Below are 13744 nucleotides of genomic sequence, written 5' to 3' on the forward strand. Positions count from 1 at the left end.
ATCAACGGTTCCTTCGTCCGTGAGTAGCTGTGGAACTACAGCCCCTCCAACTCCGCCATCAAATCACTCAACCGATCCACCTTCTCGGCACTGATCTCTTTGGCCGCCAATCCGTCGATATACTCGGCCAACTCCGCCACCGTGCTGCACTCGAACATCGCCCTGAGCGGCACATCCCGCTGCAAGGTCTTCTGCACACGCGAGGCAATCTGCGTGGCCAGCAGCGAATGCCCGCCCAGTTCGAAGAAGTTGTCTTGCACCCCGACCCGTTCAACCTTCAGCACCTCAGCCCAGATCGCGGCCAACCTGGTTTCCAGTTCGTTGCGTGGCGCCAGGTAGTCCTGGCTGTGCAACTGGCCGATGTCCAAATCAGGTAGAGCCTTGCGGTCGAGCTTGCCATTGGCGTTCAACGGCAGGCGGTCGAGCCACAGCCAGTGCAACGGCACCATGTATTCCGGCAGTTCGGCGCGCAGGCGTTGCTTGATGCGGTCCAGACGTTCGCTTGGGTTCAGCGCTTCGTCGACCGCCACCAGATAGCCCACCAAGTGCTTGCCATTGACGCCCTCCTGCACGCCCACCGCCCCATCGCGAACTTCCGGTTGCTCATGCAGGCGCGCTTCGATTTCACCCAGCTCGATGCGGTAACCGCGAATCTTCACTTGATGGTCGATACGTCCGACGTACTCCAGCACGCCATCACTGCGCCGACGTGCCAGGTCACCGGTGCGATACAACCGCTCCCCTGGCGTACCGAACGGGTTCGGTACAAACACCGGCGCGGTGCGCAGCGGATCGCTGACGTAACCACGACCCACGCCGATGCCCGCTACACACAACTCACCCACCGCCCCTTGCGGCACCAGCTCCAGTGCGCCGTCGAGCAGGTACAAACGGTTGTTATCCGTCGGCGTACCAATCGGCAGATAAGTGCCTCGGGTCGACGCCAGATCGACGCGGTAGAACGCCACATCGTCCGAGCACTCAGCCGGGCCATAAGCATTCACCAGGCCAATCTCTGGGTAACGCTGCAACCACTGATGGGCCAGCTCCGGCGGCATCGCTTCACCGGTTGGCAGCATCCAGCGCAGGCCGTCCAGGCTGATGCGGTCCTGGGCAAGCATGCCCTGGATCAGCGACGGCACGCTTTCCAGCACGGTGATGCCCTGGGCCTGTACATGCGCAAGCAGCCCCTGCGGATCGTGGGCGATGGTGTTCGGCACGATATCCACCCGTGCGCCAAACAGCGGCGCGGCGAGGAATTGCCACACGGAAATATCGAAGCTTTGTGAGGCGGTCTGAGCGATCACATCTGCCGGGCCCAGGTCGAGGTACGGCACCTTGCTCAACTGGTTATTGAGCATGCCGCGTTGTTCCACCATCACGCCCTTGGGCAAGCCGGTGGAACCCGAGGTGTAGATCACGTAGGCGAGATTATCCGGGCCGCTGTAGACGCCAGGGTTTTCATCACGCTCATCCAATGCTTCCCACACCAGCAGTTTGGGCCGGCCCGAGCAAGCGAACTCTTCCAGCAGTTGCTCGGCCTGTTCGCGACACGCCTCGGTGCACACCAACAACGGCGTACGGCTCAAGTCGATGATGCGGCTCAACCGCTGGCTTGGCAGGCCTGGGTCCAGCGGCAAGTAACCGGCACCGGCCTTGAAGCTGCCGATGATCATGCCCAGCAAGTCCAGGCTGCGTTCAGCCAGCAAGGCCACCGGTTGATCCAGGCCAACACCCGCCTTGATCAACGCATGCCCCAGGCGATTACTGCGACGGTTCAGCTCGGCATAGCTCCATTGCTGGTCGAGGCAACTGGCGGCGATGCGTTGCGGGTGGGCGACCACCTGTGCTTCGAACAGCTCGACATAGCTGCGTTCCAGCGGATACGCGTGCTCGCTCTGGTTGCAGCCGTCCAGCAGGAATGCACGTTCCTGCTCGCCAATCAGCGGCAGGTCGGCCATGTCGCCATGGAAGCCCTGCACCAGCGCCAGCAGCAGGCGCTTGAACTCGCCGAGCATGCCTTGCACGGTGGTTTCGTCGAAGTAGCGTTGGTCATAGGACAGGTGCAAGCCCAGATCATCGCCCGGGTAGCACACCGCCGTCAGCGGGAAGTTGGTGTGGGTGCGGCCAGAGTCCGAGGTGGCATTCAGGCTTTGTGCGCGGTCCAGCACCGAGACTTCCACCGGGGCGTTTTCAAACACGAACAGGCTGTCGAACAGGGGTTGGCCCTTGGGCAGTTCGCTGTGTTCCTGAATGGTCACCAGCGGCAGGTATTCGTACTCGCGCAGTTGCATATTGCTGTCGAGCAAACTGCTCAGCCATTGGCGCACGCTGCACGGCTGATCGTCCTCAGGCAGCTTCACCCGCAGTGCGATGCTGTTGATGAACAGCCCGACGGTGCGCTGCATCTCGGGCATTTCCACCGGACGCCCAGCCACGGTGACGCCAAACAGCACGTCGCGATCGCCGCTCAAGCGGCGCAGTACCAACGCCCAAGCCGCTTGGGCGAAGGTGTTGACGGTCAACTGATGGGCCTGGGCCAGTTCACGCAATTGCGCACCATCACGGGCATCAAGACGGGTGTAGCAGTCACCCACCACCATGCCGCCATGGCCTGCGTGGTCACGCATAAATGGCCGGTCACTCGGGATCGGCGTGGTGCGCTCGAAACCTTGCAAGTTCTGTTGCCACCACTGGCGCGCCTCATTCAGGTTCTGGCGTTGTAGCCAGGCGATGTAGTCGCGGTAGCGCGGCGGTGTTGCCAGTTGCGCCTCGCGGCCTTCGCCCAGGGCCATGTAGATATCGAAGAAGTCATTCATCAGCAGCGAACGGCACCAGGCATCGATCAGGATGTGGTGGTTGCTCATCATGAACCAGTAGCGCTCCGCGCCGACGCGAATCAAACGCAGGTGGAATGGCGCCTGGTTGAGCAGATCAAAACCAGCTTCGCGCTCGCTCTTGAGCAAGGCTTGCAGGCGCGGCTCCTGCTCATGTTCCGGGTCATGGCTCCAATCCAGGTATTCAACCGGCGTACTGCCCGGCTTGTGGATCACTTGCAACATGTCTTCGCCGACGTTCCAGCAGAACGACGCGCGCAGGGCTTCGTGACGAGCGATCACCGCCTGCCAGGCTTGGGCGAAACGCTGCGGGTCCAGGGCGCTGTTGATGCGGTAACGGTCCTGCATGTAGTACAGGCCGGTGCCCGGCTCCAGCAGGGTATGCAGCAACAGCCCTTCCTGCATGGGCGTGAGCGGGTACACATCCTCGATGGCGCTGGCCGGTACTGGTAGCGCATCCAGTTGCGCTTGGGTCAGGTGCGCCAGGGGAAAGTCGGAAGGCGTGAGGCCACCGGCATCATCCTTGAGGCAATGGGCAACCAGGCTTTGCAGTTCGGCCAGGTAGGCGTCGGCCAATTCACGGATGGTCTGTGGGTCGTGACGTTCGCGGCTGAAGGTCCAGCGCAGCACCAATTCACCGCCATACACCTGGCTGTCGACGCTCAGGGTGTTGGGCAACGGTGCATCCGGATCATGGGCGATGCCAGCCGATTCATCCAGCGGATGGAACAGCGCATCGCTGCCGAAGCTCTGGTCGAACTGGCCGAGGTAGTTGAAGGTGATTTCGGCGCTTGGCAGCGCGGCCATGGTCTGTTTGATCAGGTCATCTGCGAGGTAGCGCAGCACGCCATAACCCAAACCTTTGTGCGGTACGCCGCGCAGTTGCTCCTTGATCGCCTTGATCGAGTCGCCCTGCCCTGCCTGCGGTGTCAGGCGCAGCGGATAAGCACTGGTGAACCAGCCGACACTGCGGGTCAGGTCGAGGTCATCGAACAGGGTTTCACGGCCGTGGCCTTCCAGCTGGATCAGCGCCGAGGCGTGGCCGCTCCAGCGGCACAACACGCGGGCCAAGGCGGTCAGCAGCAGGTCGTTGACCTGGGTGCGGTAGGCACTTGGCGCCTGTTGCAGCAACTGGCGCGTGTGTTCGGCGTCCAAGCGCACGCTGACCGTGTCGGCGTCGCGATTGCGCAGCGAGCCCCGGGGACGGTCCACCGGCAACGCCACCGCAGGGCCGGCCAACTGGTCTTGCCACACGCACAGTTCTTCACGCAGGGATTCGCTGCCGGCATAGGCCTGCAAGCGCGACGCCCAGTCTCGCAACGCACTGGTCTTGGCCGGCAGGCTGACGGCTTGGCCGTCGCTCAACTGGCGGTAGACCGTTTGCAGGTCTTCCAGCAACACGCGCCACGACACGCCGTCCACCACCAAGTGGTGAATCGCGATCAGCAGGCGTTGCTGACCTTCAGGGCCGTCCACCAGCAGGGCGCGCAGCAGCGGGCCGTGTTGCAGGTCGAGGCTGCGTTGGGTGTCGGTGAACAGCGCGGTGCACTGCGCCATGTCACGCACTTGCGCCTGCATCAGCACGCCACCTTGAGGCACAGCCAAATGCTCGGCGTGCCATCTGGCATCGCGCCGGGTGAAGCTCAGGCGCAGGGCGTCGTGGTGTTCCAGTACCGCCAGCAGGGCTTGCTCCAGGCGATGGGGTTCCAGCAGTTGCAGCGGCTTGAGCAACAATGCCTGGTTCCAGTGCTGACGCTGTGGAATCTCGGTGTCGAAGAACCAATGCTGAATCGGCGTAAGGCCCGAGCCTCCGGTGAGCACGCCCTGCTCCGCCGTGACCTGCTCGGAGCGCGTGGCGACGGCCGCCAGGGTTTGCACGGTCTGGTGCTGGAACAGGTCACGCGGGCTGAAATGAAGCCCCACCTGCCGCGCGCGGCTGACCACCTGGATCGACAGGATCGAGTCGCCACCCAGTTCGAAGAAATTATCGTCTAGGCCGACTTGCTGCACGTTCAACACCGACGCCCAGATCGCCGCGAGGGTTTGCTCCAGCTCATTGCGTGGCGCCACGTACTGTTGACGGTTGGCCTCGGGGTCCGGTTGCGGCAAGGCGCGGCGGTCGAGCTTGCCGTTGGCGGTCAGCGGCATGCTGTCGAGCACGATCAGGTGCGCGGGCACCATATAGTCCGGCAGTTGCGCCTTGAGATGAGCCTTCAAGGCGTCGCGCAGAGCGCCGTGTTCCGCATCGCTGACCAGGTATGCAACCAGCTGTTTGCCACTCGGCGAATCCAGCGCCAGCACCACCGCTTCACGTACGGCGTCGTGTTCCAGCAGGCGGGTTTCGATCTCGCCCAGTTCAATGCGGAAGCCGCGAATCTTCACCTGATGGTCGATACGCCCCAGGTACTCCACCAAGCCATCGGCGCGTTGGCGCACCAGGTCGCCGGTGCGGTACAGGCGGCCGCCATTGCTGGCAAACGGATCGGCAACAAAGCGCTCCGCCGTCATGCCTGGGCGTTCGTGATACCCCTGGGCCAGGCCAGCGCCACCGATGTACAACTCCCCCGTCGCACCTTGAGGCACCAATGCCAGGTCGGCGTCGAGGATGTACGCCACACGGTCACCGATGATGCTGCCAATCGGCACGCTGCCGGCGCCCTCTTCCAATTGCTCAGGCGCCAGGCTGGCCAGCGGCATCACCACCGTCTCAGTTGGGCCATAGGCGTTGAAAAACACCTTCGGTTGGAACGCTGCCCGGATGCGCTGCAAGTGTTCACCGGTCAGCGCTTCGCCACCGGTGATGCACATGCGCACCGGCAAGGTCTGTTGCTGGGTAGCCAGCCACTGCGCCAACTGGCTGCCGTAGCTTGGGGTGAAGCCCAGGACAGTGATGCGATGGGTACGGATCAGCGCGCAGATTTCTTCGGCATCCCACTGCCCTTGAGCACGCAATACCACCTGCGCACCACTGAGCAACGGCACCAGCAGACGCTCGGTGGCGGCGTCGAAATTGATTGAATAAAAATGCAGCTCGCAGTCGTCCGGGCGCATGCCAAAGCGCTGGATCACCGCCGCACAGTGCATGGCGATTTCACCGTGGGACACCACCACGCCTTTGGGCTTGCCGGTGGAGCCGGAGGTGTAGATCAGGTACGCCTGGTGTTGCGGCAGGCTGATAAAAGGCAACTCGCCGGACGGGTAATTGGCCAATACGGGAAGGTCATCTTCCAGGCACCAGCACGCCACAGTGGCCGGCAGTTCGCCGAGGGCTTCGAACATCGCCGCATCGCTGAGCAACAGGCCGATGCCGCTGTCTTCGATCATGTAATGCAGGCGGTCGAGCGGGTATTCCGGGTCCAACGGTACATAGGCGCCACCGGCCTTGAGGATCGCCAGCAGGCCGATCACCATTTCCAGCGAGCGCGGCAGCGCCAGGCCGACGCGCACCTGCGGGCCGACGCCACGTTCACGCAGCATCCAGGCCAGGCGGTTGGCACGTTCGTTCAATTCGCGGTAGCTGAGTGTGACGCCGGCAAACGTCAACGCTGGAGCATCAGGACGATTAATCGCCTGCTGGCTGAACAGTTGATGGATGCACTGGTCGAGGCGGTGCTCGCCTTTTTCGACACCCAGGCTGTCTTGCAACGCTTGTTGCTCCACGACGCTGAGCAATGGCAACTCGCTGAGGCGCTGCTGCGGATTCGCGATCAAGGCTTCCAGCAGATTGCGCCAATGCTCGGCCATGCGCGCAATGCGCGGCTCATCAAACAGGTCGGTGCTGTAGGTCAGGCAGCAACCCAGGCGATGGTCGAGGTCGGTGACTTCCAGGTTCAAGTCGAACTTGGTGGCACGGGCATCGTTGGCCAGGTACTCCACGGTCATGCCGGCCAACTGGCGGCTTTGCTGGAATTCCCAGCGCTGCACGTTGCACATCACTTGGAACAGCGGGTTGTACGCCGCACTGCGGGGCGGTTGCAGGGCTTCCACCAAGTGGTCGAACGGCAAGTCCTGGTGCGACTGGCCTTCGATCACAGTGTGACGCACGTGCTCGAACAGCTCGGCCACATTCATCTGCCCACTGAGCTGGCAACGCAGCACTTGGGTGTTGAGGAACGCACCGATCAACCCTTCGCTTTCCGGGCGAATCCGGTTGGCCACCGGCGCGCCGATGCGCAGGTCGGTCTGGCCGCTGTAGCGGTAGAGCAGCACGGCCAGGGTGGCGGTCATGGTCATGAACAGGGTCAGGCCGCGCTCGGCATTGAAGGCGCGCACGCGGGCGGCCAGGTCATCGCTCAAATCGAAACGGTACAGCTCGCCCTGGTGACTTTGCACCGGCGGGCGTGGGCGGTCGCCGGGCAGTTCCAACAGCGGGTGTTCACTGCCCAGTTGCTGCGTCCAGTAATCCAGCTGGCGCTGGCGCTCACCGGACTCCAGCCACTGGCGCTGCCACACGCTGTAGTCCAGGTAGTGCACCGGCAACGGCGCCAGGGGCGATAGGCGTTCATCGATAAACGCTTCGTAAAGCGCACTGAGTTCACGGGCAAAAATGTCCATGGCCCAGCCTTCGGTGACGATATGGTGCAGGGTCAGCACCAGGTAGTGTTCCTGCTCGCCGGCCTTGACCAGGCACGCGCGCAATAACGGACCGGTTTCCAGGTTGAACGGCGTATGCGCTTCGTGATCGGCCAGGCGTTGCAATCGCAGCTGGCGCTCGGCTTCATTCAGCGCTGAAATGTCCTGCCAGTCCATGCGCAGGTCGGTTTGCGCCGAGACCTTTTGATAAGCCACGCCATCGACACTTGGGAAGGTGGTGCGCAGGGTTTCATGGCGCATGATCAAGGCCTGCAACGCCGCCTCGAAACGCCCCACATCCAGCACGCCACGCAGGCGCGCCATGCCACCGACGTTGTAGGCCGGGCTGTCTGGTTCCATCTGCCAGAGGAACCACATGCGCTGCTGGGAATAGGAGAGCGGCACCGGTTGGTTGCGGTCGACCTTGGCGATAGCGGTTTGCTGGTTACGCTGGCCCGACGCCTGGATCAGCCCCACCTGCTCGGCAAACGCCCCCAGCTCACTGGCTTCAAACAGGGTGCGCAACGGCAGCTCGACGTCACACGCCTGGCGTGTGCGGGAGATGATTTGCGTGGCCAGCAACGAGTGGCCGCCAAGGGCGAAGAAGTCATCGCGCAGGCCGATGCGTGGCAGGCCAAGGACTTCGCGCCAGATCGCGGCGACCTGCTGTTGCAACGGGGTTTGTGGCTCCACGTGTTCACGGGTTTGCCACACAGGTGCAGGCAGCGCGCGGCGGTCCAGCTTGCCGCTGGGGCTCAGGGGCATGGTGTCCAGGCGCATCAGCAGCGCGGGCACCATGTACTCCGGCAGCTCAGTGGCCAGGGCGGTTTTTACCTCATCTTCATCCAGCTCGGTATGGGCGGTGTAGTAACCGATCAACTGTGCGTCGCGCACCAGCACCACCGCCTGGGCGATACCGTCCAGGGCCAGCAGGCGTGCTTCGATTTCTTGCGGCTCCACACGGAAACCACGCAGCTTGACCTGCTGATCCAGCCGGCCTAGGTATTCGAGCACACCGTCGGCACTCCAGCGTGCACGGTCACCGGTACGGTACAGACGAGCGCCGTGGTGATCGGCGACAAAACGCTCGGCGGTCAACCCCGCGCGGCCAAGGTAACCCCGGGCCAAGCCGATGCCACCGATGCACAACTCGCCTGGCACGCCCAGCGGCACAGGATTGAGGTGCTCGTCGAGCACACAGCAGATCACATTGCCCAGCGGCCGGCCAATCGGCGAGCGCTCGCCGTCTTCGGCGCGGCAGTGCCAGTGCGTCACGTTGATCGCGGTTTCGGTGGGGCCATAACGGTTGTGCAATTGCACCGCCGGCAGTTGCGCCAAGACGCGGTTGCGCAACTCGGCCGGCAACGCTTCACCGCCAGAGAACAAGCGGCGCAGGCTGGTGCATTCGCTCACCAAGGGTTCGTCGATAAACAGCTGCAACAGCGGCGGCACAAAGTGCAGCGTGGTCACGCCGTGCTCTTGCACCAACTGCGCGATGCGGTGCGGATCGCGATGTTCGCCGGGGCCAGCCAGTACCAAGCGGCAACCGGTGATCAGCGGCCAGAAGCACTCCCACACCGACACGTCAAAACTGATCGGCGCTTTTTGCATCAGCACGTCGGTGTCGTTCAACTGGTAAGTGGCTTGCATCCACTGCAAGCGCTCGGCCAAGGCCGCGTGAGTGTTGCCCACGCCTTTGGGCTGGCCGGTAGAACCGGAGGTGTAGATCACGTAGGCGAGGTTGTCGCCATTGAGATGCAGACCCGGCGGCTGGGTGGGCCAGCTGTCCAGGTGCAGGCTGTCCATGGCGATCACGCACACGCCATCAGCCGTGGGCAGTTGCACCAACAGCGCGGTCTGGGTCAGCAGCAGATGTACGCCACTGTCCTTGAGCATGTAGGCCAGGCGGTCGGCGGGGTAGTCCGGATCAAGCGGCACATAGGCGCCACCGGCCTTGATGATTGCCAGCAGTCCGATCAGCAATTGCGGCGAACGCTCGGCGGCGATCGCCACGCATACGTCCGGGCCGACGCCTTTGTCACGCAGGTAATGGGCCAGGCGGTTGGCCTGGGTGTGCAGTTGGGCAAAGGTCAGGCTGCCGTCCTGCCAGACCAGTGCGGTAGCGTCCGAAGTCTGCCGGTTGAGCAATTCGGGGAGCCATTGCTCGGCGGGCGCACACGGCGCTTGGCTCCAGGGTTGCTGTTCGTCTTGCTGCATCAGCTTGAGGTCGCCGATGGCTTGCTGGGGTTGGTCGCACACCGCTTGCAGCAGCTGGGTGAAGTGCTCGGCCAGGCGCTCGATGGTGCGGGTTTCGAACAGCTCGTCGGCGTAGTCGAACGACAGGCTCAGGCGCCCGTTGCGGTCCTCTTCACTGTGCAGTTGCAGGTCGAACTTGGCTTCGCGGCTGTGCCATGGCAGCTCATCGGCGAGCACGCCCGGCAGGCGGCGCAATGCACTGAGGTCGCGTTGCTGGTGATTGAACATGACCTGGAACAGGCCTTGTTCGCGGGCCTGCGGGAAGGCTTCGAGCAGTTGCTCGAACGGCAAGTCCTGGTGGGCCTGGGCGCCCATCGCCGTCTCGCGGGTGGCGGCCAACAGCGCGTCGAACGACAGGCGGCTGTCCAGTTCAGCACGCAACACCAGCGTGTTGATGAAGAAGCCGATCAAGCCCTGGGTTTCCTGGCGCGGACGGTTGGCGTTGGGCACGCCGATGCGGATATCACGCTGGCCGCTGTAGCGGTACAGCAAGGTCTGGAACGCCGCCAGCAACAGCATGAACGGCGTGGACAGGTTGGCCTGGGCGGTCTGGCGAATCGCTTCGCTGAGGCCCGCATTCAACCGCACGGTATGGCGCGAGGCGCTGTTGCGGTGATGCGCCGAGCGCGGGTGGTCGGTGGCCAGGCTCAGGGTCGGATGCTCCTCGCCGAGTTGCGCCTTCCAGTAAGCCAGTTGCCGCTGGCCTTCGCCCTCGGCCAGCCATTGGCGCTGCCAACTGCCGTAGTCGGCGTATTGCAGGGCCTGGGGCGGCAGTTCCAGGCTTTGGCCTTGGGCAGCGGCGGCGTACAGGCGGGAGAACTCGTCGATCAAAATGTTGAGCGACCAACCGTCGGCGATGATGTGGTGCAGGGTCACTAGAAGTTGGTGGTCTTCATCATCCAGACGAACCAGGGTCACCCACAGCAGCGGGCCTTTTTCCAGGTCGAACTGAGTGCGTGCTTCGTCCTCACGGATCTGTTGCGCGCGGGCTTCGCGTTCGGCCAAAGGCAGGTCGCTGAGGTCGATGACTTGCAGCTCGAAATCAGCCTTGGCATCGACGCGCTGGAAGGCCTGGCCATCGCGTTCATAGAAACGTGTGCGCAGCGCTTCGTGGCGTTGGATCAGTTGCTGGAAACTGGTGCGCACCGCGTCTTCGTCCAGCTCGCCGCGCAGGCGCAAGGCGCCGGGGATGGTGTAGGCGCTGCTATGGGGATCCAGTTGCCAGGTGATCCACAGGCGGTTCTGCGCCAGGGATTGGGGCAGTTCATCCTGGCGCGACAGGCGGTGGATGGCGCCTTGGGCGACGCCACCGTCCTGCTGCAATTGCGCGACATTCGTGGCGAAGCCTTGCAGGGTTGGCGCTTCGAACAGCATGCGCAGGTTCAGCTCCAGGCCCAGGGTTTCGCGCAAGCGCGCCACCACTTGGGTGGCGGTGATGGAGTTGCCGCCGAGCAGGAAGAAGTGGTCATCGGCGGCGACGGTTGCGACATGCAACTGCTCGCACCAGATCGCAGCGATCCTGTTTTGCAGTTCGGACTCCAACACCGCATCACCGACCTGGGTTTGCACCTCGGGAAACTGCGCGTAGCTATCGAGGCTGCCATCGGCGTGACGCAAGCCACACGCCGCCCGCTGCACCTTGCCGCTGGAAGTCTTGGGCAGCGCACCGGGATTGAGCAGCACCACCACGCTCGGCGCCTCTTGATAAGCCTCGGCAACCGCTTGGCGAATCGCCTTGATCAACGCTTCGGGCGGCAGGATTTTCTGCACGCTGCGGCTGATCTCGGCGGCAATGCCGATGCCTTCTAGGCCCCGGTCATTCACGGCAAACGCCGCAACCCGGCCCTTGCGCACCACTTCCACTTCGCGCTCGATGGTCTGCTCGATGTCCTGGGGGTACAGGTTGTGGCCGCGCACGATCAGCAGGTCTTTCAAGCGACCAGTGATGTACACCTCGCCAAAGCGCATAAAACCCAGGTCGCCGGTGCGCAACCAGGTACGCCCGGCGTGCTGCACGAAGGTCTTGGCAGTGGCCTCGGGGTTGCGCCAGTAACCGTGGGCGATGCTTGGGCCGGTGGCCCAGAGTTCGCCAACGCTATTGTCTGGCAACTCTGCCAGGGTCTGCGGGTCGACGATCAGCACCGCGTGTTCCGGCTGGCTGGTGCCGCAACTCATGATCGCAGCGCCCTGCCCCGGCTCGGCGCGGTTGGCGGCCAGCGCTTGTTCGTCCATGCGCATGGCCGGGATGCCACGGCCACGGCTGCCGCCGGCGACGAACAGGGTCGCTTCGGCCAGGCCATAGGAGGCGAAGAAATTATCTGGTGTGAAACCGCAGGCAGCGAACTTCTCGGCGAAGCGCTCCAGGGTGTCGAGACGGATTGGCTCGGAGCCGGAATAGGCCACGCGCCATTGGCTCAGGTCCAGGCGTTCCAGGGCCGACTCGCTGACCCGCTCGGTGCACAGGCGATAGGCGAAATCCGGGCCGCCGCTGATGGTGCCGCCGTACTCGCTGATCGCCTCGAGCCAGCGCAATGGGCGACCGAGGAAGTACGCCGGTGACATCAACACGCACGGCACGCCGCTGAAGATCGGTTGCAACAGGCCGCCGATCAGGCCCATGTCGTGGTACAGCGGCAACCAACTGACGATCACGTCATCCGGGTTGAGGTCGATGCCAAAGCCGCGACGGATCAGCACTTCGTTGGCCACCAGGTTGCCGTGGCTGACTTGCACGCCCTTGGGCAGCGCGGTGGAGCCGGAGGTGTATTGCAGGAAGGCGATGTCGTCGGCATGCAGGTCAGGGGCGACCCAGCGATCGGCAATCTGCGCATCGAGGGTATCGACACTCAATACCGGCGGCGCATTTTCGATCTGCGCCAGGCCATCGCCGAGGCTGGCGATAGTCAGCAGCAGGCGCGGTTCGGCGTCACTGATGATCGACAGCAGGCGCTCCTGGTGATGGCGACGGGTGGACTCCGGTGGATACGCAGGTACCGCGATCACCCCAGCGTACAGGCAACCAAAGAACGCCGCGACGTAATCCGGGCCGCTAGGGAACAACAGCACCGCACGGTCGCCGAGCGCCGCATCGGCCTGCAACGCGGCGGCGATGGTGCGGGCACGCCTGTCGAGGTCGCGATAGCTGAGCACAACGTTCTGCTCGGCGGATTCGGCAAGGAAGCGCAAGGCCACCTGGTCCGGGGTTTGCGCGGCGCGACGTTGAAGGGACTGGACCAATGTGCGGGGAAGTTCGAAGGCGTCCATCATGGGGTTCCTGCCTGAAATCGGCTTACGGGGAAATCGGGGAATGTGAGGCGCTCAACCAGCAGCCAGTTGCCGTGCCGCGTCATTGCGCCAGCGGGCCAGGTGCTCGTCGGCATAGCGCCGCACGCAGCGCAGTACGGCGCTTTCGTGCTGCACGAGGAAGAAGTGGTGACCGTCGAACATGTCCAGGGAAAAACCGCTGGCCGCGTCGGTTTGCCAGTCGAGCAATTGGTCGGCGCGCACCGTGTCTTGCTTGCCGCCCAACACATGGATCGGCATACCCAACGGCTCGCGCTGGCCGTAGGTGAAGCTGCCGCACAGCAGAAAATCGGCGCGCAGGATCGGCAGCATCAACTGCATCAACTCAGCATTGGCCAGGACCTCTTCGGCGGTGCCCTGCAGTTCGCGCAGGCGGTCGATCAGCTGTTCGTCGGTTTTTTCGACGGCGTATTCGCTGACATCGCGATGTGCCGGGCCCGCTGTGCCGGACGCGAATAGCGCCAAGGGCGCCGGGGCATTACGCGCGGCCAAAGCGTGGGCCAGTTCGAACGCCAGCAGCCCGCCGAGGCTATGGCCAAACAGCGCATAAGGGCCGTCCAGGTCGCGACTGATTTCATCTGCAAGCTGCGCTGCCAAGGTTTTGATATCGCGCTGCAAGGGTTCGCCCAGGCGCATGCCACGGCCCGGCAGCTCTAGCGGACACACCTGCAACCACTCCGGCAAAGCGCGGCGCCAGCGCGCGTAAACCATGGCACTGGCGCCCGAATAAGGCAGGCAGAACAGGCGCAGCCGCGTTGGTGTACTCATCGCTTGAG

At 63.6% G+C, this 13744-nt stretch carries 2 protein-coding genes; both read right to left on the reverse strand.

All coding sequences use genetic code 11. The features are described 5' to 3' along the window. Positions 1–35: 35 nt before the first annotated feature. On the reverse strand, positions 36–12932 hold the full coding sequence (locus tag CFE47_RS26550; protein ID WP_286841598.1) for a non-ribosomal peptide synthetase: 12897 nt from the start codon (positions 12930–12932) through the stop codon (positions 36–38). Positions 12933–12983: 51 nt separating this feature from the next. Beyond that, on the reverse strand, positions 12984–13736 hold the full coding sequence (locus tag CFE47_RS26555) for a thioesterase II family protein (protein ID WP_286841600.1): 753 nt from the start codon (positions 13734–13736) through the stop codon (positions 12984–12986). Positions 13737–13744 lie beyond the last annotated feature (8 nt).

This window comes from Pseudomonas sp. PGPPP1 (assembly GCF_002255865.1).
GTDB classification, from domain to species: domain Bacteria; phylum Pseudomonadota; class Gammaproteobacteria; order Pseudomonadales; family Pseudomonadaceae; genus Aquipseudomonas; species Aquipseudomonas cremoris.

What these genes read in the sequence shown, in the direction of transcription:
- CFE47_RS26550 (WP_286841598.1), bottom strand. Translation starts at nt 12,932, where the DNA reads ATGATGGACGCCTTCGAACTTCCCCGCACATTGGTCCAGTCCCTTCAA.
- CFE47_RS26555 (WP_286841600.1), bottom strand. Translation starts at nt 13,736, where the DNA reads ATGAGTACACCAACGCGGCTGCGCCTGTTCTGCCTGCCTTATTCGGGC.